Source organism: Streptomyces sp. NPDC104106 (assembly GCF_055584345.1).
The window spans coordinates 82,124-102,900 of record NZ_JBVJMF010000020.1; the positions used below are offsets into that span (position 1 = coordinate 82,124).

At 69.4% G+C, this 20,777-nt stretch carries 16 protein-coding genes and 6 pseudogenes; 12 read left to right on the plus strand and 10 right to left on the minus strand.

What is annotated here, in order from left to right; genetic code table 11:
* Positions 1 to 8: 8 nt before the first annotated feature.
* The gene (locus ACZ60X_RS34915; RefSeq protein ID WP_469607307.1) at positions 9 to 2,168 is read right to left on the minus strand and encodes a ricin-type beta-trefoil lectin domain protein; all 2,160 of its coding nucleotides are present in this window, start codon (positions 2,166 to 2,168) and stop codon (positions 9 to 11) included.
* A 300-nt stretch (positions 2,169 to 2,468) separates the two neighbouring features.
* Between ACZ60X_RS34915 and ACZ60X_RS34920 the strand changes: the two genes are divergently transcribed.
* From ACZ60X_RS34920 to ACZ60X_RS34945, 6 genes and pseudogenes are all read left to right on the plus strand, one after another.
* Positions 2,469 to 3,503, plus strand: a complete 1,035-nt coding sequence (locus ACZ60X_RS34920; RefSeq protein ID WP_469607310.1) for a LacI family DNA-binding transcriptional regulator — start codon at positions 2,469 to 2,471, stop codon at positions 3,501 to 3,503.
* A gap of 199 nt (positions 3,504 to 3,702) precedes the next feature.
* Complete coding sequence (locus ACZ60X_RS34925; protein ID WP_469607312.1) at positions 3,703 to 5,460, plus strand: glycoside hydrolase family 2 protein; 1,758 nt, start codon at positions 3,703 to 3,705, stop codon at positions 5,458 to 5,460.
* A gap of 76 nt (positions 5,461 to 5,536) precedes the next feature.
* Positions 5,537 to 6,811, plus strand: coding sequence for an ABC transporter substrate-binding protein (locus tag ACZ60X_RS34930; RefSeq protein ID WP_469607315.1), 1,275 nt, complete (start codon positions 5,537 to 5,539; stop codon positions 6,809 to 6,811).
* Between the two features lie 77 nt (positions 6,812 to 6,888).
* Complete coding sequence (locus ACZ60X_RS34935) at positions 6,889 to 7,761, plus strand: carbohydrate ABC transporter permease (RefSeq protein WP_469607317.1); 873 nt, start codon at positions 6,889 to 6,891, stop codon at positions 7,759 to 7,761.
* On the plus strand, positions 7,758 to 8,648 hold the full coding sequence (locus ACZ60X_RS34940) for a carbohydrate ABC transporter permease (protein WP_469607319.1): 891 nt from the start codon (positions 7,758 to 7,760) through the stop codon (positions 8,646 to 8,648). The genes ACZ60X_RS34935 and ACZ60X_RS34940 overlap by 4 nt, the downstream gene beginning before the upstream one ends.
* A gap of 149 nt (positions 8,649 to 8,797) precedes the next feature.
* Positions 8,798 to 9,436: pseudogene (locus ACZ60X_RS34945) on the plus strand (SAM-dependent methyltransferase); the annotation flags it as partial.
* Positions 9,437 to 9,483: 47 nt separating this feature from the next.
* On the opposite strand, the pseudogene ACZ60X_RS34950 reads toward ACZ60X_RS34945, so the two are convergent.
* Together ACZ60X_RS34950 and ACZ60X_RS34955 are read right to left on the minus strand one after the other, a co-directional pair.
* Positions 9,484 to 10,074, minus strand: a pseudogene (locus ACZ60X_RS34950) (HoxN/HupN/NixA family nickel/cobalt transporter); the annotation flags it as partial.
* Positions 10,075 to 10,577: 503 nt separating this feature from the next.
* Positions 10,578 to 11,954, minus strand: a complete 1,377-nt coding sequence (locus tag ACZ60X_RS34955; protein ID WP_469607322.1) for a serine hydrolase domain-containing protein — start codon at positions 11,952 to 11,954, stop codon at positions 10,578 to 10,580.
* A gap of 105 nt (positions 11,955 to 12,059) precedes the next feature.
* Between ACZ60X_RS34955 and ACZ60X_RS34960 the strand changes: the two genes are divergently transcribed.
* On the plus strand, positions 12,060 to 12,755 hold the full coding sequence (locus ACZ60X_RS34960; RefSeq protein WP_469607326.1) for a TetR/AcrR family transcriptional regulator: 696 nt from the start codon (positions 12,060 to 12,062) through the stop codon (positions 12,753 to 12,755).
* Positions 12,756 to 12,761: 6 nt separating this feature from the next.
* Here ACZ60X_RS34960 and ACZ60X_RS34965 read toward each other — a convergent pair.
* A pseudogene (locus ACZ60X_RS34965) lies at positions 12,762 to 12,938 on the minus strand (succinyl-CoA--3-ketoacid-CoA transferase); the annotation flags it as partial.
* Between the two features lie 68 nt (positions 12,939 to 13,006).
* Between ACZ60X_RS34965 and ACZ60X_RS34970 the strand changes: the two are divergent.
* Both ACZ60X_RS34970 and ACZ60X_RS34975 read left to right on the plus strand, forming a co-directional pair.
* Positions 13,007 to 13,312 (plus strand): annotated as a pseudogene (locus ACZ60X_RS34970) (hypothetical protein); the annotation flags it as partial.
* Complete coding sequence (locus ACZ60X_RS34975; protein WP_469607486.1) at positions 13,228 to 13,824, plus strand: transposase; 597 nt, start codon at positions 13,228 to 13,230, stop codon at positions 13,822 to 13,824. The pseudogene ACZ60X_RS34970 and the gene ACZ60X_RS34975, both read left to right, overlap by 85 nt.
* A gap of 189 nt (positions 13,825 to 14,013) precedes the next feature.
* Here the strand turns inward: ACZ60X_RS34975 and ACZ60X_RS34980 are convergent, their stop codons facing one another.
* Positions 14,014 to 14,592 (minus strand): TetR/AcrR family transcriptional regulator, encoded by a 579-nt coding sequence (locus ACZ60X_RS34980; protein WP_469607329.1) that lies wholly within the window; start codon positions 14,590 to 14,592, stop codon positions 14,014 to 14,016.
* A gap of 91 nt (positions 14,593 to 14,683) precedes the next feature.
* Between ACZ60X_RS34980 and ACZ60X_RS34985 the strand changes: the two are divergent.
* Together ACZ60X_RS34985 and ACZ60X_RS34990 are read left to right on the plus strand one after the other, a co-directional pair.
* A pseudogene (locus ACZ60X_RS34985) lies at positions 14,684 to 15,129 on the plus strand (anthrone oxygenase family protein).
* A gap of 239 nt (positions 15,130 to 15,368) precedes the next feature.
* Positions 15,369 to 15,503: pseudogene (locus ACZ60X_RS34990) on the plus strand (response regulator); the annotation flags it as partial.
* A gap of 109 nt (positions 15,504 to 15,612) precedes the next feature.
* Here the strand turns inward: ACZ60X_RS34990 and ACZ60X_RS34995 are convergent.
* From ACZ60X_RS34995 to ACZ60X_RS35005, 3 genes are all read right to left on the minus strand, one after another.
* A complete protein-coding gene (locus tag ACZ60X_RS34995; RefSeq protein ID WP_469607331.1) occupies positions 15,613 to 16,512 on the minus strand; it encodes a YihY/virulence factor BrkB family protein in 900 nt (299 codons plus the stop codon).
* A 147-nt stretch (positions 16,513 to 16,659) separates the two neighbouring features.
* Complete coding sequence (locus ACZ60X_RS35000; RefSeq protein ID WP_469607333.1) at positions 16,660 to 16,845, minus strand: CsbD family protein; 186 nt, start codon at positions 16,843 to 16,845, stop codon at positions 16,660 to 16,662.
* A 58-nt stretch (positions 16,846 to 16,903) separates the two neighbouring features.
* A complete protein-coding gene (locus tag ACZ60X_RS35005) occupies positions 16,904 to 17,383 on the minus strand; it encodes a transposase family protein (protein ID WP_469607337.1) in 480 nt (159 codons plus the stop codon).
* On the opposite strand from ACZ60X_RS35005, the gene ACZ60X_RS35010 reads away from it, so the two are divergent.
* The gene (locus ACZ60X_RS35010; RefSeq protein WP_469607339.1) at positions 17,370 to 17,747 is read left to right on the plus strand and encodes a transposase; all 378 of its coding nucleotides are present in this window, start codon (positions 17,370 to 17,372) and stop codon (positions 17,745 to 17,747) included. The two genes, ACZ60X_RS35005 and ACZ60X_RS35010, sit on opposite strands and share 14 nt — an antisense overlap.
* Positions 17,748 to 18,133: 386 nt before the next feature.
* Here ACZ60X_RS35010 and ACZ60X_RS35015 read toward each other — a convergent pair whose 3' ends face one another.
* Positions 18,134 to 19,510: an FAD-binding oxidoreductase gene (locus ACZ60X_RS35015; RefSeq protein WP_469607341.1), complete on the minus strand. Its 1,377-nt coding sequence runs from the start codon at positions 19,508 to 19,510 to the stop codon at positions 18,134 to 18,136.
* A 274-nt stretch (positions 19,511 to 19,784) separates the two neighbouring features.
* Positions 19,785 to 20,753: an antibiotic biosynthesis monooxygenase gene (locus ACZ60X_RS35020; RefSeq protein ID WP_469607343.1), complete on the minus strand. Its 969-nt coding sequence runs from the start codon at positions 20,751 to 20,753 to the stop codon at positions 19,785 to 19,787.
* Between the last annotated feature and the right edge of the window lie 24 nt (positions 20,754 to 20,777).

Sequence of the window (20,777 nt, forward strand, 5' to 3'; positions counted from 1 at the left end):
CCTCACCGTCAGGGCAGGTGCCACACCTGGGTGGACAGCCCGTTGCAGTCGTAGATCTGCAGTTGGGTTCCGCTCGCCGTGTTGCCCTGGGGGTCGTCCAGACAACGTCCCGACTGGGGGTTGTACAGGCTGCCGTCGGCTCGCGGGACCCACTGCTGGCCGCCCACGCCGTTGCAGTCGTAGAGCTGGACCTTGCTGAAGTTCGCCGTGGCGTTCTTGTCGATGTCGAGGCACTTTCCGAAGGCGCGCAGGGTGCCGTCGGCGGCGGTCGTCCACTGCTGGCCGGGGACCTGGTTGCAGGCCCAGAGTTGGGCCGCGTTCTGGTTGGTGTTCGTGTTGGTGTCGACGTCGAGGCACTTGCCGGTGGTGCCGGGGCCCGTGACGGCTCCCGCCGGGCGGACGGTGATGCCGCGCCAGGACGCGGTGGTGTCGTAGTCGCGGACTCCGACCGATCCGTGGGAGAAGGCGCAGTCGTTCAGGCTGAGGTAGGCGGGGTTGCTCCAGGAGCCGGACGGCGCGCCTTGGACGGAGATGACGCAGCCGGTGACCTGGACGGTCAGGTGGTACCAGGTGCCGGCGGGCAGACCGCCGGGGATGGGAGTGCCGGCCAGCTGGGTCCAGCCGTAGTTCTCGCGTCCGATCACGAGGTTGGAGCCGGTGACGCCCACGTAGTAGCCGTCGACGTTGTCGGTTCCGGTGGTCGGGTCGGTGGCCCGGACGAGGAAGCCGGCGTTGCCGTTGCCGCTGGTGCCGCCGAGGCGGACGTCGCCCTGGAGGGTGTAGTCGGTCCAGCCGGTGGAGCCGGTGACGGCCTTGTTGCCACCGGTGCCCGCGGCGGACTCGGTGTAGGTGCCGCCGGAAGCCGACCAGGTGCCGCCGTACTGCACCCAGCCACCGTCGTTGGCGGAGAAGTCGGCGGTGTAGGGGAGAACACCGGCGTTGCCCGAGCCGGTGAGTTCCTCGCAGTTGTACGGACCGGCGGCGCCGGCCGCGCTGTAGCGCACGCTCGCACCGTCGGCCGAGGGGAGCAGGTCGGGGCTGTAGTTGGTGCCGCAACCGGCCGGGGCTCCACTGGTGGGCACCGCGACGGGAGAGGGCGTCCAGGACCAGGAGCCGCTGCCGCTGGCGGTGTTGAGGAGGACCACCTGCTGGTTCTCGGGGGCCCCGCCCGCCAGACGTGACTCGGTGTGGCCGGTGAGCATGAGCTCGCCGCTGGATCCGCCGGCCGGGCTCCAGGCGATGACGGGGGTGCCGTAGAGTTCCCGGCCGTCGTCCGTCTTCGGGACGCTGCCCAGGTCGGAGGGGCCGCTGCCCCAGGTGACGCCGTCGGAGGACGTCTTGGTGTGCACCAGGCAGTTCTGTGGACCGCACACCTCGTAACTGGCCACATAGGTTCCGGTGGACGGTATCCGGGCCACGGTGATCATGCCGGGCCGGTCGGCCTGTGCGGTGCTGGCGACGTCCTTGACCTCACCGGGAGCCACACGCGTGCTGCCGTCGGGATGGGCGCTCCAGCTGTCGCCGCCGTCGGTGGACACGATGTGCCCGAGGAACTGGCTGTAGGTGGTGTGCTGGCGCTCGTCGGAGAAGTACATGAGCATCTTGCCCGCGGAGTCCAGGGCGATGAAGGGTTCCCAGATTCCGCTGCCGTCGGCACCGTGCGCGGTCTGCGGGGCCCCCGCATAGGTCCACGTGGCGCCGTGGTCGGTGCTGCGCCATTCGCGGAACGTCACTCCGGACCGGTCGGCGGGCAGTGTGGCGCCCACCAACAGCAGGGTTCCGGCCGGGTAGGCACCGAGGGTCCGCGGATACTCGAAGAGAAAGGGCTGGTAGGAGAAGGTGTCGCCGGGAACCGTCGACAGGGTCGACCACGAGGCACCGTCGTCGGTACTGCGGCGGATCACGTACGAGCTGGAGCTGCCGTCCGTGCTCCAGTGCTCGAAGCTCGCGAGCAGTGTTCCGTCGGCCGGTCCGCTGTACTGCAGGCGGATCATGCGGGTGTAGGCCATGCCCTCCGTGCTGGAGGCGGGGCTGTACAGGACGGTGCCCGGGGTGTTGGCGAAGGCGCTGGTCGGCAGGGCGAACAGGCAGAGGAGGACCGAGGCGAGCAGGCTGAGCAGGAGGCGCGCACGCCGTCTGCGACGGTCGTGCGGTGGCGCCGTGGCCATGGCGGCTCCCTTGTGCGGCGACGGATGGACGCGGCCCGTCCGTGCGGGGACGGCGGGCGCGACGGGCACCGTTTGCAACGATGGCAATGCCCGCAGTCGGGGAGTATGGGGCCGGGAAGCAGCCCTTCGCAACGCTTCGGCAGCAGGTTTTTGCATCGATGCAATCGCCTAGACTGTATGCACCGCGCACGGCACCGTCCGTGTCGTGAACCGCAGTGGGGACACCGCGGTGCTGGCACGGCGGTATCCGTGTCGCGGCATCCCCACCGCGCACCGCCCGGCCAGAGAGGTCAACACGTCATGACGGCCCCCACGCTCCGAGACGTCGCCGAGCGTGCCGGCGTCTCGATCCGCACGGTGTCCAATGTGGTCAACGGCTACGCCCGGGTGACCGACGCCACCAAGGTGCGGGTCCAGGCGGCGATCGACGAGCTCGGATACCGCCCCAACCTGATGGCCCGCAACCTGAAACAGGGGCGCACCCGCATCATCGCGCTGGTGGTACCGGCACTCGACGTGCCCTACTTCGCCGAGCTCGTGCGCCTGATCATCGGCGAGGCGCGCGCCCGCGGATACGCGGTCCTCATCGACCAGACCGACGGCGACGTCGAGCGGGAGCGGGAACTGATCATGGAGGCCTCGCGCGCCGTCAGTTTCGACGGCGTGATCGCCAGCCCGCTCGCCCTGACGGCCGCCGACCTCGAATCCCGGCACGGCTCGTCGCCCATCCTCCTGCTCGGTGAGAAGATCTTCGACTCCAGCGCCGACCACGTCGCCATCGACAACGTCACCGCCGCCCGCGAGATGACGGCCCATCTGATCGGTCTGGGGCGCCGCCGAATCGCCGCCATCGGCGTCCACCGGGACCCCACGGACGGCACCGCCGTCCTGCGCACCCGCGGTTACCGGCAGGCGTTCGCGCAGGCCGGCCTCACCGTGGACGAGTCACTGATGGTGCCCACGCCGCACTACGAACGCCGGCACGGAGCCGCGGCGATGGCGCAGCTCCTGGACCATCCCGATCCGCCGGACGCGGTGTTCTGCTTCAGCGATCTGCTGGCCCTGGGTGCCATGCGCGTGGCCCTGTCCCGGGGCCTGCGCATCCCTGAGGACCTGGCGCTGGCGGGTTTCGACGACATCGAGGACGGCCGCTACAGCACCCCCACCCTGACCACCATCGCCCCCGACAAGCACCAGTTGGCGCGGGCCGCGGTGGAGCGGATCCTGGCCAGGATCGAGTCCGGCGCGCACGACGCGCCGGTGGAGATCACGGCTTCCCATGGCCTCGTGGTCAGGGAGAGCACAGTCGGCGGGGAAGTCGGCCGTCCCGTGTGACCCCGATGCCGTTTCGTTACGAACGGCGGATTGCATCGTTGCAAAGAGTCGTCTCATACTCCGGGGCGTGAACGATTTTGCATCGATGCAAAGCACTGGCTTCCCGGCGCGACACGGTCCCGGTCCCCGGGACGACGCGGGTCCCGCCGCGGCCGCCCCCGCGGCCCCGCCTCGTCCGGAACACCCCCGACCGCAGTTCGTGCGCCGGGACTGGCTTTGCCTGAACGGCACCTGGCAGTTCGAGATCGACCAGGGCGACACCGGTCTTGAGCGCGGCCTGCTGCGGCGGGAACTCTCCTCCGCCATCACCGTCCCCTTCGCGCCCGAGGCCCCGCTGTCGGGCATCGGCTGCCAGGACTTCCTGGAGGCCGTCTGGTACCGCCGGCCGCTTCCGATTCCGCACGAGTGGGCCGGGCAGCGAATCCTGCTGCACTTCCAGGCCGTCGACCACGACGCGACGGTGTGGATCGACGGTCACGAGGTGGGCCGCCACCGGGGCGGCTTCAGCGGCTTCACCCTCGACATCACCGAGTTCGCCGCCCCGGGCACCACGCCGGACCTCGTGGTGCGGGCGCGGGACAGCCGAGCCGGCGTCCAGGCGCGCGGCAAGCAGTCCACCCGGTACGACACCTACGAGGCGTTCTACCCGCGGACCACGGGCATCTGGCAGACCGTCTGGCTGGAGCCCGTCCCCCGGGTCCACCTGCTGCGGCCGCGCATCACCCCGGACACGGCGGGCGGCCGGTTCCTGCTCGACCTCCCGGTCTCCGCCAACGCCCCCGGCCACCGCTGCCGCGCCGTACTCGCCGACGACGACGGAACGATCACCGAGGCCACGGCTCCGCTCGATGCGGACCGCACGGCACACCTCGTCCTGGACATCCCCGCCGAACGGCGCCGGCTCTGGCAGCCGGGCGACCCGCACCTGTACGCACTCACCGTCGACATCCGCACCGCCAAGGGCGAACTGGTCGACTCGGTCGCGAGCTACGCGGGCCTGCGGTCCGTGGCGATCGACGGCAACGCCGTCCTGCTCAACGGACGGCGCCTCTTCCAGCGTCTCGTCCTTGACCAGGGCTGGTACCCCGACGGCCTGATGACGGCGCCGGACGACGAGTCCCTCGTGCGCGACATCGAACTGTCGATGGCCGCCGGCTTCAACGGCGCACGCCTGCACCAGAAGGTCTTCGAGGAGCGGTTCCTGCACCACGCCGACCGTCTCGGCTACCTCGTGTGGGGTGAGTTCGGCGACTGGGGTGCCAGGACCGGAGCACGGCCCGAACGCCAGGCGCCCACCGCCTCGTTCATCACCCAGTGGCTCGAAGTACTCCAGCGGGACTACTCGCACCCCTCGATCATCGGCTGGTGCCCCCTCAACGAGACCTTCCAGAAGATCACCGACCGCATCACCGTACTCGACGACGTCACCCGGGGCATGTTCCTCGCCACCAAGGCCGCCGACCGGACCCGGCCGGTGATCGACAGCTCGGGGTACTCCCACCGCGTGCCCGAGACCGACGTCTACGACTCCCACAACTACGAGCAGGACCCCGAGCGCTTCGCCCGGGACATGGCAGGCCTCGCCGACGGCGAACCGTTCGTGAACGCGGCACCGGACGGCAGCGCCTGGTCCCTGCCGTACGCCGGACAGCCCTACTTCTGCAGTGAGTTCGGCGGCATCCACTGGCCCACCGACCGATCAGGGCCCCCCGACACCGGCTCCTGGGGCTACGGCACCACGCCTCGCAGCCAGGAGGCCTGGTACGAGCGCTTCGCCGGCCTGGTCGGCACCCTGATCGACAACCCCCTGATGTTCGGTTACTGCTACACCCAGCTCACCGACGTCTTCCAGGAACAGAACGGCATCTACCGGTTCGACCGGACCGAGAAGCTCGACGTCGCACGCATCCGGAAGATCCAGACCCGGACCGCCGCCTACGAACTCGACCAGCCCTGACGGGCCAGAGCGCACGCGGGCCCCTGCGCCGAAACCACTCCCCCGCCCGCCCCACCCACCGTCCAAGGAGCCCGCATTGAGAACCCGTCTTCGCCGGCTGGCCACAGCGGCGGCCGCCTCGGCCTTCGCCCTCGCCCTGGCCTCCTGTTCTTCCTCCTCCTCCGGCACCACGGCGGACGGGAAGACCATACTCACCGTGGTCGGGTTCGAGGGCGGCGGCAACGAGATCGCCGACATCCCGGCCATCAACGCGGCCTTCGAGAAGGCTCACCCCACTGTCAAGGTCGACTACAAGTACGTCGCCAACACCGAGTACGACGCCTACAACAACACCCGGCTCGCCGCGGGAACCGCCGCGGACGTCCTCATGGTCAACAAGAGCCGCATGATCACCTGGCAGCAGCAGGGCTTCCTCGCCGACCTCAGCGACCAGCCCTGGGTCAAGCGGATGCTCCCCAGCCTCACCGCGTACACGCAGGTCGACGGCAAGACGTACGACTTCGTCCAGCAGAACATCCCGATCGGCCTGTACGCCAACCTGGACCTGCTGAAGAAGGCAGGCATCGCACGGGTGCCGCGGACCTGGCCCGAACTGATCAGCGACCTGGGCACGCTGAAGGCGAAGGACATCGGCGGACTGGAGATCCCCGACCTCAAGGGCTGGGACGCCGAACAAGTCTCCCTCGCCCTGGCCGCCAACCTCGTCGACCCGTCCTGGGGCAGCGGCTACGACAAGGGCACCTCCACCTGGGCGGCCGCGTGGAGCCCGGTGATCGACCACCTCAAGCAGCTGCTGACCAGCGGACTCGTCGACGGCAAGACCATGAACGGCCTGGACCCGTTCAGCCAGGGGGTCTCGCAGTTCACCGCGGGCAAGTGGGCCTTCTACGTCGACGGCGCCTGGGACCTGAGCCACTACCAGCAAAACGCCAGGTTCGACTTCGCGCTCAACCCCTTCCCCGGCGGCCCGGCGGGCAGCAAGCCCAAGACGTTCACCTTCATCGGCTCCGGGTGGTCGGTCAACGGCGCCTCCTCGCACAAGGATGCGGCCGAGAGCTACGTCGACTTCATGGCGCAGCCGCAGCAGGACAGCGCCTACCTGAAGGCCGAGAGCTGCTTCACGACGCTGACCGACGTGCCGAGCCCCAAGGTCACCCAGTCCGCCCCGGTAGCCGCCGCCTTCGCCGCCGGCGACACCAGCCCCTCCCAGGTCGAGGTGCCCAACTACCCGAACGCCGAGGACAAGTTCACCGCCCAGCTCAACGCGCTCTTCAACGATCCGTCCATGGACACCGGCGCGCTGCTGAGGCAGCTCGACAAGGACATCCCGAAGACCCCCTCGAAGAAGTAGCACCCCAGCCGTCCCGGAACCAGTGCGGGGTCTGCCATGCGGCAGGCCCTGCGGTCCGCGCCCCCGATGAGGTCGCCGTGAGACTCACCACCCGCTCCGCCGCGCTGCTCATGCTTCCGGCCACCGCCCTGTACGCCCTCTTCGTGATCTACCCCACCGTCAGGTCCGTTCTGCTGAGCCTCACCGACGCCCACGGCGTCATCGGCGGTTCGTTCGTCGGCCTGGACAACTACCGCGCGGCCCTCCAGGACCCGCAGGTGCTCGCCGCGCTCAAGAACACCCTCGTCTACACGGTCGTGGTGGTCGTCGTACAGAACGCGCTCGGGCTGGGCATCGCCTACTGGCTCTACAACTCACCCGCCGTCCGCACCATCGCCCGCACCGGGTTGCTCATGCCCGCGATGATGGCCCTGGTCGCCGTCTCGTACCTGTGGTCGTTCCTCTACTCACCCGTCGGCGGCCCGCTCGACGCCGTCATGAACGCCCTCGGCCTGCACGGGCTGGAGACCTCCTGGCTGGGCGACACCCACACCGCCCTGATGGCGATCGCCGTGTCCTACATGTGGATGTACCTCGGGTACACCGCCACCATCTACCTCTCCAACTACCTTTCCATCCCGGCCGATCTGATGGAGGCGGCATCCCTGGACGGTGCCCGCGGGTGGACCAGGTTCCGCCGCATCGACTGGCCGTTGCTCGCCCCGTCCCTCACCGTGAACATGACTCTGTCGACGATCGGTTCTCTGCGCGTGTTCGACCTGCCCTTCATCATGACCGACGGCGGCCCCGCCAACTCGACCCAGACCCTGAGCTACGTCATCTTCGAGGACAGCTTCAAGGACTTCCGCTTCGCCTACGGCACCGCGGTGGCCGTCCTCCTGCTCGTCATCACCGTCATCGTCGGCGTGCTCCTCACGACCGTCCTGCGCCGCCGGGAGGTCGCCGCATGACCCTCACCGCCCCCAGCACCACGAGAGCCGTCAGCCCCGCCCCCGCGGACACCGCCCCCCTGCGCCGGCGCAGGCTGCGCGGTGCCGTCTCACACGTCGGCCTGCTCCTGGTCACCCTGGTCGTCGTCGCCCCGATCCTGCTCATGGTGAAGGTCTCGCTGCAGTCCGACGCCGACGTCGCCGCCCACCCGCTGTCCTGGCCCGACCACTGGAGCCTGCACAACTACGTGACCGCGGTGCAGGCCATGAACTACGGGCGCAGCCTCTACAACACCGTCCTGATCACCGGCGGCGCCGCCGTCCTGGTCATCCTGACCGGGTCACTGGCCGCCTGGCCGATGTCCCGCATCTCCCGCCGCTGGACCAGGACGGTCTACCAGCTCTTCGTGGCCGGCCTCACGGTCCCCGTCTTCGTCATGATCACTCCGCTGTACATGTTCATGCGGGACCTGAAACTGCTGGACTCCTACGCCTCGGTGATCCTCGCGGAGGCCGCGATCAGTCTCCCCTTCGCCGTGCTCTTCTTCACCAGCTTCCTGAGATCCGTACCGGTCGAGCTGGAGGAGGCCGCCGCCATCGACGGGGCCGGCCCGCTGCGCACGTACTGGCATGTCATCCTGCCCGTCCTACGCCCGGCGACCGCCACCCTCGTCATCACCCTCACCCTGGCCATCTGGAACGACCTGGTCATTCCCCTGGTCCTGCTGACCTCCGACAGCAAGCAGACGATGACACTGGACGTGTACTCCACGATCGGCACCCACGCCTACAGCACCTCCCAGCTCCTGCCCACGGTCGTCCTGGGCACCGTCCCGCTGCTCGTCGTCTTCCTCGTCCTGCAACGGCACATCGTCGCCGGTATCACTGCCGGGGTCAGCAAGGGGTGAGGGGCATCCATGCCCGGATCGGCCGGGCCATGCGCCGGAGAAGCTCGACCACTGGGCACGATCGGGAAGCCGCACCCCGCGACGAGGGGCCAGAGCCGTAGCGACGGACATCTCGGTGGGCTACCCCATGACGCTCGGGCCGCGTCGACCTGGACCGCGTACCCGTACGGCCGGGCCAGCGCCGCCACGGCTCGGACAACCGGGTCGAGGCCGAGCGCGCCGAGTCCGCGCTGCAGCTCGCTCGGCGGGGGCGGCGGGTGGTCGTGGTGTCGGTGGGCGATCCGGGGATCTTCGCGATGGCCACGGCCGTGCTGGAGGTCGCCTCGCAGGACGAGTACAAGGACGTGCCGGTGCGCGTGCTGCCCGGTGTGACCGCCGCCAATGCCGCCGCGGCACGGGCCGGCGCTCCCCTCGGCCACGACTAGGCGACCCTCTCCCTTTCCGACCGGCTCAAGCCCTGGGACGTCAGCGCCGAGCGACTGCGGGCGGCCGCCTCGGCGGATCTGGTGCTGGCCCTGTACAACCCCGGCTCACGCAGCCGTACCTGGCAGGTGGGCAAGGCGCGTGAGCTGCTGCTGGAGCACCGGGCGCCGGACACACCGGTGGTGGTGGCGCGGGATGTGTGCGGCGCCGGTGAGCGCGTGCGGATCGTGCGGTTGGCCCAGCTGGATCCGGGCGGGGTGGGCATGCGCACGATCCTGCTGGTGGGCTCGTCGCAGACCCAGGTCGTACGGCGCGGGGGCGGCGAGGAGATCGTCTGGACGCCTCGCCGCCACCCGGAGGCGTGAGTACGCGGGCGGCGCCGCTCCCCCGTGGAGCGGCGCCCCAAGTGGTGCTATTCGGCGGTCTGTTGTGCCGGTGCCGGCTGGGCCAGGCCCGCCGTCCACTTCTCCTCGATGCGGCCGACCTTCCACACCAGCAGGGCGATCGCCGAGGTGGCGAAGAACAGGCCGACGATGACGTAGCCGATGATGTTCAGGTCCAGGCCGGAGATCCAGTCCCAGAACGGCCCGTGCATACCGGCCTTGTCGGCGATCAGGCCGAGCAGTTCGACCGTGCCGACGATGAGCGCGACGGCGACGGACAGGCCGGTGATGGTGAGGTTGTAGTAGACCTTGCGGACCGGCGTGGAGAACGCCCAGCCGTAGGCGAAGTTCATGAACGAGCCGTCGAGCGTGTCCAGCAGCGACATGCCGGCCGCGAAGAGGATGGGCAGGCAGAGGATCGCGTACCGGGGCAGGCCGGAGGCGGCGCCGGAGCCGGCCAGTACGAGGAACGCGACCTCGGTCGCGGTGTCGAAACCGAGGCCGAAGAGCACACCCACCGGGTACATCTGCCACGGCTTGGTGATCGACCTCATGACGCGGCCGAGGATGCGGTTCATGAAGCCGCGGTTGTTGAGCCGCTCCTCCGGCCCCGCCTTTTCCGAGTGGCGTCGTCCCACCGGCACTGATGGAGCACATGAGGAACGGCAGGTCCGTCTCCGGGACGACAAGGCGCCATGGGCCGCGTCCGCCTGGTCGGCCTGACCGGACCTGCTGACCGTCCGGCTATCGGCTCCCGAATCTCCAGGCAGCCGGACGCGTGACTCGCCGCGGAAGGGGTGACCCCCGTGGCGGACCCACCGCAGCCTCCTGCTCGACCATCCTGCTCTTCGAGTGGCGCCCGCGGTACCAGTGACGAGCTACGGCACCGAGCCTCGCTGGACCGGCCCGACCTCGCCCACGACGCGGGCGTCCGGCCTTCCTCGCCGCATACCGCTGACCCCGGCCACCGAAGACCTCCGTGGGCCGGCCGGCCGATCGCGAGCTGTTGGCGCGGCCATACGCCTCGGCCGTGGGAACAGCGCCTCCGCGGCGGGGATCGCCCGGCGGATCGACACCGCAACGGTGGCGGGGTCCGCCGGGCCGGCCCTGTGCCGGTGTTGGATCAGAAGGCCTCGGTGACCCGGTTGAAGAGGCGGCCGGCGAGGTCGACACCCGTGACCGTGCCGTCGGCGCCGCGGGAGAAGTAGCCGCGCTGGCCTTGGAGGCCGCCTTCGGTGATGACGTACTCGTCGCCGTCGCCGGGAAGGAAGCCGATGTCCGCGGCCGGGTAGTCGGGAGGCATTTCCTCGTCCGATGCCTCGCGGATCTCCGGCTTGATGCCGACCGCCAGGGCGAGGCGGGTGCCGTCGGTGGCGATGTCGAGGTTCATGGCGTCGATCTCGTAGCGCCCGACGACCTGTTGGGCCTTTGCCTCGTCGTAGGGGAGCGGATCCGCCGTCTTCTCGATGATGCCGAGGTAGTGCTCGAGCGCCCATCGCACGACGGACTGGTTGAACGGGTAGCCGTCCGGGCCGGCGTTGGCCAGGCAGACCACCGCGAAGTTGCGCTCGGGCACGATGAGCAGCTCGGCGAACTGGCCGTTGCCCGAGCCCCCGTGGCCGATGGCCTGCAGGCCGTCCAGGTCGTGCAGGAACCAGCAGATGCCGAAGCCGTCGCCGAGCGTGCTGGCGCGCAGCCCGACCGTGCGCTCCCGCATGCGGTGCAGCTCCGCGGCGGGCAGCACGCCCTGGCCGTCGCCGAGTTGGAAGCGTGCCCAGCGCAGCAGATCGCTCACCGTGGAGGCGAGGCCGCCGCCGGGGTTGTCGCCGCGTGCGCCCTCCTTGAACGCTGCCCAGGGGCGGGCGGGACGCAGTTCGCCGTCGTCGCCGCGGTTGTAGCCCACGGCGAACTTGCGGACCATCACCTCGGACAGGCCGTACACGGTGTCTGCGAGGCCCACCGGCTCCAGGACGAGCGAGGCCATGGCCTGCTCGAAGGGCAGGCCGGTGACCTTCTCGATGATCCGCCCGGCCAGGTTGTAACCGGCCTGGCTGTACGAGGCGCGGGCCCCGGGCGGTGCGATCAGCGGCAGCTGGGGCAGCTTCGCCACGAGTCCGGCCAGGGAGCGGTCGCCCTCGCCGTCGTCCATCAGGTTCCAGTCCAGGCCCGCGGTGTGGTTGAGCAGGTTCAGGACGGTGATCCGCGCCGCGGCCTGCTCGTCGGCGAGCCTCAGCTCGGGCACATAGCGCCGCACCGGCGCGTCCAGGTCCACCTTCCCCTCGGCGACCAGGCGCATCAGCGCGGTCGCCGTGAAGGTCTTGGACACCGAGGCCAGCGGGAACAGTGTCTCCTCGTCGACCGGCAGCGGGTTGCCGAGGCTCGTCACGCCGTGCGAGGCGTAGCTCTCCTGGCCGTCGAGGAGCACCCCGACGGCGACACCGGGAACGCCGAGTTCCGTGGCCTGCGACCTGACGAACTCCGTGAGCCTGTCCTGCAGCATTGCTCCCCCTTCGGGCACTTGAACTAAGTACGAGACGTAGCGTAGGCCAGCGCTTGAACAAAGTGCAATGCCTGACCAGAACTAAGTTCAAGTAGGATGGTGGCCATGCCGCGAGACACACTGACCGCAGACCGGATCGTCCGAGCGGCCGTCGAGCTGCTCGATGACGAGGGACTGGACGGCCTCAACATGCGGAGCCTGGCGGCCCGGCTCGGCTCGGCCGCCACGGCCGTCTACTGGCACATCAAGACCAAGGACGAACTGGTCCGACTCGCCAGCGACGCGATCTGGCAGGAGGTCGAGCTTCCCGACCTCGACGCCACCGACTGGCGCACGGCCGCCACCGCTCATGCCGGCAGCATGCACGCGATGCTCACCCGTCACCCGTGGCTCGTCCAGGCAATCGGCAGCCACCTCCTGCACGGCCCCGGCCAGGCCCGGCACAACGACCTCAGCCTCGCCATCTACGAAAAGGCGGGCTTCACCGCCGACGACGCGGACCGAGCGGCCGCCACCGTGTTCACCTTCGTGCTCGGCAACGCACTCGGCCCCGCCGCACAGGTCTCGCTGAACCGCCGGCTGAGCAAGAGCGGCGCAGACGCCGAGCAGTTGATGGCCGACGCCATGGCACGCGCCACCGAGACCGCCATGCAATTCCCCCACCTACGCGAGCGCCTCGACACAACGGCCGCCAAGGAGTACACCGCAGCCCCCGACAGTACCTTCGAGTTCGGCCTTCGGTCCGTCCTCGACGGCCTCGAGGCCCGCCTCACCGCCGACCGCGCCGGCCGGCGGAAGTGACCGACTTCAGCAAGCGGCCCGCGAGGCGTCGATGTGCAGCGGTGCCTCGGTGCGGGCGGCGATGTCCTCGACGGTGACACCGGCGGCCGTCTCGACGAGCGCGAGGCCGTGCGGGGTGACATCGAGGACGCCGAGGTCGGTGATGATGCGGTGGACGCAGCGCTCGCCGGTGAGGGGCAAAGTGCGGCCCGCGCTGCCATACCTCGAGCGATCCGGATCTCGTATTCGGGTCATCCACACCGTGGAGGGCCTTGGCCGTATGCCACGGCGAACGTCAGCGGACCGGCGGGCGGCGGGCGCAAGGGGCCCATGCGGTCGGCCGCTGTGGGCTGCGCCCCTTCAGACGCTGCGCCTGGACTGGATGCAGACGCGGACGACCTCGGAATCACTCAACTCCTCCCGCAGGCAATCGGGGTTGCCCCTCAGTACTGCGGTGCGCTGGGCGCAGGCCAACTGCCAGGTCGCCATCAACGTGCAGGCGGTCTCCGAGTGCGGCCTCCTGCCCGCCGAACCGGCGGCTGTTCCTGCGGCGGGAATGGGCCGAGGACACCGCCCGGCGTCGGCTGACCGGCGTACCGGAAGACGTCGCGCACCGGGAGAAGTGGCGCCTGGCCTGGACGAACTGGCCGGATGGGAACTGGTGCCGCCGGCAGTGGTGGCCGATGCGGGCTACGGCCAGAACGCGGACTTCCATGCCGCTCCCGCCGAGCGGGGACCCGCGTACGTGGTCCGCATCCGCGGCGATCTGACCGTCCAGCCGCATGAGGCAGCCAACCGCCCTCGCCTGGTCCGGGTACAGCCGCCGTCCGGTTCCCCGCTACCAGCCACCGATGACGGTGGCGGAACCGGGCGCGGACGCCGGACGAAAAGCCTTCCGCGATGTGACCTGACGGGAAGGTTCCCGTGGCTCCTCACGGTGCAAGTCCGGCCGGCCGGGGTGCGCCCGCGTCGACTGGCCCAGGCGGCCGCGATCTCCGGGCACGGCCGGTGGGACGGCGTCCTGCCCGAGGTCCGGCCGACGGCCCGACGACGACGAACCAGATCCTCGACGCCCTCCAGGATCCCCTGAGCTGCTGGACCGGCATCTGCACCACCTGCCGACAGCACCTGCCCAGCAGGACCACACCAAGATCAAGACGGGCCTGACGGAGCCCGACCTGGGGCTGCGTCGTGCCGACGCGCGTGACCGGAAGCGATGCCTTGGGCAGACAGCGACAGGGTCGGAGGGCCCCGGCTGTGTGTCCGCCGGGGCGGTGTGTCAGAGCGCGGCGAGGCGGTCCACCAGCAGTTCCACTCTCTGCTCGGTGTACTCCGGCGGCAGTCGTCCCGCCCGGGTCAGGGTCGCGATCCCGTGCAGGGACGCCCAGAACACCTCGGTGAACAGCCCCGGTTCGATGCCGTCCCCGGCGACCTCGCCGAGGCTCTCCAGCAGCGCGGCGAAGGCATCCTTCAGCGGCTCCGGCGTGTCCTCCTGCGCGTACGCCAGACCGCCGTCGAGTTGGAAGAGGGCGTCGTAGACCGCCGGGTTGCGCGCGGCGAAGTCGAGGTAGGCGCGGGCGAGGGCGTACACCCGGGCGCGCGGGCCGTCAGCCTCGGCGGTCGCGGCGCGTACCGCGACGGCCATCTCGGCGGCGCCTTCGAGGGCGACGGCGCCGATGATCTCGCGTTTGCCGCGGAAGTGGCTGTAGAGGACGGGCTGGCTGTATTCGATGCGCTCGGCGAGCCGGCGGGTGGTGACCGCGTCCCAGCCCTGCTGCTCGGCGAGTTCGCGGGCCGTCGCCACGATGAGGCGTTCGCGCTCCGCCCGTTCGCGTGCCTTGCGTTCCTGTACCGACATGATGCGATCCTAGCATCGCTAGACAAGGGAGCGGCAGCAGTACTAGCGTTGCCTTATCATCTAGCGACGCTAGATCACAGGAGGAGGCATCATGCTCAACGCACTCGAGGTCGTCACCGGTGTGATCGTCGGCGTGATGGTGAGGTGGAATTCTCCGTCGCCTTCATCATGAACCGGATCCTCCACGCACTCCGCGGCGACGCCGGCCAGCTCGGCCACGCCCACGGGGGCCGGATGCTCGGCGCCGTCATGCCGGTCCGGTACATCGGCTCGCTCGTCCTCGTCGCGATCTGGGCCACAGCCGGATGGCACCACCACGGCGCCGGCCTTCTCGTCACCGCCGGCGCGCTGCTGATCCTCAGCGTGGCCATGTCGGTTCTGTTGCTCGTCCCGATCAACAACCGGAACAAGACGTGGACCCCTGACAACCGGCCCGCCGACTGGAAGCAGCAGCTGAACCGCTGGGAGCGCCTCCATTACGTCCGCGTCGCCATCCTCATCGCCGCCTTCGCCTCACTGGTCGCCGCCCTCACCTGAGCCCGCAGGCTCACCCGCCCGGTTGTCGGCACCAGCCCCCGGCCGTGTGCCCGAACTGCGGCACCCCCACCTCCATCTCCATCCAGGACCCGGACACCAACACCCTCGAACTCCGCTGGTATCCCCAGGACCCGGGCGCCAGCGACACTCACTCACCGACAGCGAGAGGAAGTGCCGGCAATGGCCAAGCTGCAGAGCCTCGACCCGCACACGCCGATGTTCGCGCAGTTGCAGCTACGAGCTACAAGCTGCACGCCAACGCCTATGTCACCAAGCCCGTCGACCCCTACCTGCTCATCGCCGCCGTACGCCGGATCGAGGAGTTCTTCGTCGCTGTCGTACGCGCACCCCGGCAGGGCCAGCCCCAGGGGTGACCCGGTCCGCCGACTCCGACCGCGCAAGGCGTCGTCGTCGCAGCGCGCCGGCGGACGGCCCGGCACGCTACGCGCGTACGGACACCGACGGCCGCCGTCATGGAGAGGATCAGCTGGGAGGCGGCGCCGGCGGAGACACGGGAGCGGCGGTCGCCGACGCGCGATGCGGCGCCGGCCTCGTCAGTTCGACGTTGAACTGAGCGCCGATCAAGAGGGCCAAGTTGGACAACCACAGCCAGATGAGGAAGACCACCACGCCCGCCAGCGAGCCGTACAGCCGGTAATAGGTGCTCACGTGCGAGGCGTAGGCGGTGAAGCCGAGGGAGACAGTCAGCAGAAGCACGATCGCCAGACCGCCGCCCGGTGCCATTTTCCGCACCGGTCGCGAAGGAGCGGGGCCCGAGCGGTAGAGCACCAGGACCAGCGCGACCGCCCCCGCGGCCAGAACGGGCCAGCGCAGCGTGTCCCACGCGGTCTGGGGCATGGTGCCGAGGTCGAGTGCCCGGCCCAGGCGTCTGGCCAGGCTGCCGCTCAGCAACAGCGTGAGGGTGGTGGTGAGAAGCAGGCTGATCAGTACGATCGCGGTGATGACGATGCGTGGGACGGTGCGCCAAACCGGCCGGTGTGCGCTGGTGTGGTGCATCGCATGCAGGGCCCTGCGGAAGACGCTCAGGTAGCTGCAGCCCGACCACAGCGCCCCTACGGCGCCGAAGAAGAGCAGCATCCATGCTGCGGATGACTGGCCGGCCATCTGCTGAAGAGCGCTGCGTAGCAGCCCACGAGAGGTGACCGGGACGACCCCCGTCACCCGGTCGATCACCTCAGGAGTGGTCGTGGGCATGGTCAGTCCCAGAACCGAGAGGATCACCAGCAGGACGGGGAACAGGGCGAGGACCGCGTAGTAGGTCAGAGCTGCGGCCCAGTCTGTGACGTCGTCGTTCCACACAGCCACCGGTGTGCGGCACAGCGCCGCCCACCACACACGCTTACGAGCGACAGCTTGATCCATGGCCGTGTGCTCCCCCTTGGACTGACGGGCACCATTCACAGCAGCGGCGTCGACCCGCTGCCGCACTGCTTCGGCTGTCGGACCGGGGCCGCGCGGAAGGCGGGCCGCAGCGCGAGGAGCCCGGGCCCGCCTTCGTGAGGATGCGGGTCAGTCCCTGAAGATGTCCTTCGCCGCGTCCTTGGCCTTCTCCCCTGCCTGCTTGACGTCTCCTTCGACCTGATCGGCCGTGCCTTCTGCCTGCAGGCGTTCGTTGCCGACCGCGCGGCCGACCGCTTCCTTCGCCTTGCCCTTGATCTTGTTGGTCGCGTTGTCGGCCTTGTCCGCAGTGCTCATCGAACCGTCCTCTCAAGCTCGCTCTCGTCGCGTTCCCAGCTCATCTACCCGCGTCGCCTCAGGTGATGTCCGATCCGCGCCCGGACCACCCGCTCGACCTCGCCACGGACGACGTTCCATGCCCGGCGCAGGCGAGGCGTAGAGCGGGCCAGAAGGCGTCGTCGCAAGGTGCGGTGTCCCGCACCGGCTGGGCGCCCGCATCGACGACGAGACGGTGCAAGGTGGTGGCCCGGGCATCGGGGCTACCCTGCCCGATAGCCGCGTACGAGCGAGCACCCGCCATGACAGCGGACGCGACGATCAGCAGAACCGCCACGTACGGATGCCGTCGGCCCCGGCGATGGCGCGAGTCCGGCAGCCTGACCAGCCGCTCCGCCAGTTGACCTCCCCGAACACCCCGACAGCGCAGGCAACTTGACGAGGCAGCCGGCGGCAGACGCACGGCACATCGAGGCTCCGTTCGGAAGTCCGACGGTGACTGGTCAAGGTCATCCGTCCACAACGGGAGCCGCGCTGCGTTCGTCTTGGCGACGATCATCGACCTGTTCTCCCGCCACCTGCTCGGCTACGCGATGGCCGAGCGGCACGACGCCGACCTGGTCGTCGCGTCCCTGAACATGGCGGCGGCCACCCGCGGCGGCGACGTGCGCGGCGTGATCAGGCACACGGACAGGGGCAGCGAGTACTACTCGCGGCGGTTCAAGCGGGCGTGCCGCAAACTCGGCGTGATCCAGTCCATGGGCCGGGTTGGGTCATGTTTCGACAATGCCGTGAGCGAGGCGTTCAACAGCGTGCTGAAGGGTCGAGTACGTCCACCGGCACACCTTCCGCACCCGCACCGAGGCCCGCATCAAGATCGCCACCTGGATCACCGACTTCTGCAACGCCAGGCGGCTACATAGCGTGTGCGGGTTCAAGAACCCGATCGACTACGAACGTGCCTACCGAGCCGCCCTCGTCGAGGGACTGGCCGCATAGATCGTCTCCGCGCTACGAGGGGATTGACAATCCCTCGCTCCCCTCCAGCCGCGCCGACAGCACCCCCAACGTCAGCCCCCCGCCGGTCATGCGCCGCGCCAGGTGGGCGTGGAGGTTCCGGTTCAGCATCTTCGACATCCGGTCCCTTCTCGCCCAGTACCCCCGAGACTCGGCCTGCGGTGGAGCGTCAAGATCCCGTTCGTCTGATCCACAATCCACCGCTTGCGCCGGGGCATGGATCCCGTCTCGGCCGGGTTGCGCTCGACGACTTCGACGTCGACGCCCACCCGAGCCGCACGGAGGAGTGGCGCTACAGCCCGGCCTCCTGCGGTGACAGGTATGAGCAGAAGACGCCGTCCGGGTCGTACCGCGTCCTCAGCTCGCGCAGTCGCTGCCAGTCGTCCTCGGTGAAGGAACGACGGGCACGGGACGATGCCGCGGTGAGGTCCGTCTCGGCGATGTAGTGCCCCGTCCCGAAAGGTTCCACCCTGTGCATCGCTTCCCGCAGCCAGCCGATGTTGGCGGCGTCCTGGCGGGGGTCGTCCCAGACGGCGTAGGGGACGACATAGCTCTCTCCGAGCACCGAGAAGGCCATGTCCGGCGGCGGCCGGCCTGCCGGCGAGAACGGGGCGAGGACCAGCGATCTGTTCGAAGGAGCCGATTCGATGAGCTCCGCCAGCTCGCTGAGCAGCGTCGGGAAGCCGGCGTCCGACCACAGCGTGTCAGCCGCATAGCGGAGTTGCGGAGGCCACATGGCAGCGGAGGAGGCGTACAGCGCCTCGAACGTCGTCGGCTCGTCCAGTTGGCGGGAGAGGGCGCTTCGGCGCAGGGGACAGTGGCGCAGCGGCAGGAGCAACTCGCCGGCTTCCTGCCGCGACGCGGCGAAGGCGGTACCCGCGACGGTCACCACCTTGGGGCCCGGCTCGGCACCGGAACCCGCTGTCTGGAGGGAGGAGCTCAACTCGACGCTCGGGGAGAGTTCCACGGCCAGCTCGGTGGCCCAGTGCGTCACCTCGGTGACGTCCGCGAGGGGGAAGATCCACCTGGTGCTCGTGATCGCGCCAGGGTGAGGGTGCAGTCTGAGGCGGAAGGCAGTGACCGCGGCGAAGAAGCCGGGACCCGCTCCCCTGGCCGCCCAGAACAGATCGCTGTGCTCGCTCTCGCTGCAGGTGATCGGTTCCCCGTCCGCGGTCACGGCCTCTATCTGCTCGACACTGGCGCACGCAGGGCCGCGGACACCGGGATTCCAGCCGAGCCCTCCGCTGAGAAGGTATCCGCCGACGGCAACGGACCCGCAGTGGCCCGCGGGGAAAGCCAGCCCGTGACGGCCGAGTTCCGAGGTGAGCTGCACGCCCGTGACGCCGGGCTGCACCGTTGCCGTCGCGGAGGCCGGGTCGACAGCACAGCTGCGGAGCCCGGACAGGTCGATGAGCATGCCCCCGTCGCGCAGGGCCGACCCGCACCAGCTGTGTCCCCCCGACCGTATGGCGACCTGGAGGCGCTGGGACCGCGCCAGGCGTACTGCTTCTACGACGTCATGGGCCGACGCCGCGCGAACGATGACGTCGGGGAAGCGCGCCGGTGTGAGCGTGTTCCACACGACGGCCTTGCGGACGTCTTCGTAACCGGCGTCGTTCCGCCGTACCGATAGTCCTCCGAGACCGCGCATCGGCGTGGAGCGGCTCATCCAGCACTCCTTGCCCCGGCATCCGCACTCCGCCGCACACCCTCGGGCAGAGGAGCCGCGGAGACTGCCGTCGTAGACGACGCTGAAAGGACGTCGCTGTTCAGTGATGAGTCAGGGCGGCTTGGACCTTTACAGCCTACCGCGCAGCCCGCAGAGCAACGACTCGTGGCATGCAGGGATTGCGTACGACGACTGGATCGATCCCGGTCGCCTCCGATGCCGGTGCGTCACCAAGCCACTGAGGCACTTTGGCGGTTGACGGCGTGTGACACCCTCAGACTGTGAGACCGAAAATCACGAGGAGCGCCACGTAGCACACCGCCACCACGGCCCCGCCCGCCAGGTCGGTGCGGCGCGAACGCGGTCGGTCGGGTGCCAGCCAGAAGGCCAGGGTGCGGTTGACGACCAGCGGCATCAGGAGCCAGGTCAGGATCGCGACACTCAGCACGTTTGAGATGAAGAGACCGAGGAATCCCGCAACGCCGGCATGCGTGAGGAGGCGTCCTACGGTGAGGTTGAGCACCATGACGGTGGGGTAGAGCGCGAGAAGAACCGACATGGCCTGTTTCCAGTTGGGCGGGACACCCGCCTGCTCCCCTTCGCCGAAGGGGAACCATCCGCTGAAGGCCGACGCGATCTTGCGCACGTCGTAGTCCGCGAAGTAGTCGCGCCCCTCTTCCAGCAGTCTCCTGCGGACATCCGACGTGAGCCACTGGTCCAGGTGTTCGCGGGTGTCGAACCGGAACACGACGACCCAGCGGTCCTGGATGCCCTCGACGGGGGCGAAGAGTTCGGAACCCATGAAGCCCTGGCACTTCTGCTGTGCCCTCAGGACCTTCTCCTGCCAGCGCTCGAAGCCCTGCTCGCAACCCGGTCGCACCGCATGGGAGACGACGGCTGTCACGGCTTCCCGAGCCGGTTGCCCTCCGCGCAGAACCTCCTGTGAGGGCTCCCCCTCGAACAAGGTGCGGCCGTCGTCGAGGAGCTCTCGGCGCGTAGCGGACCCGAGCCAGGCGCTCAACCGGTCGACGTCCGAGAAGCGGAACACCACGACCCAATGGTTGTCCTCGGCGGGGTCGGGCGGGTACAGCTCCGTTCCCTCGAAGCCGTCGAAGTTCCGCACGGCCCGGTTCACCTGTTCCTGCCAGCGTTCGTAGTCCTCCTCGCGACCGGGGACGACCTTCTGCGAGGTCACCACGGTTGCTCCGGCTGCACCACGGCCGCGGTTTGCGCTGGCACCCATACCGAGTAGCATAGCCACGAATGG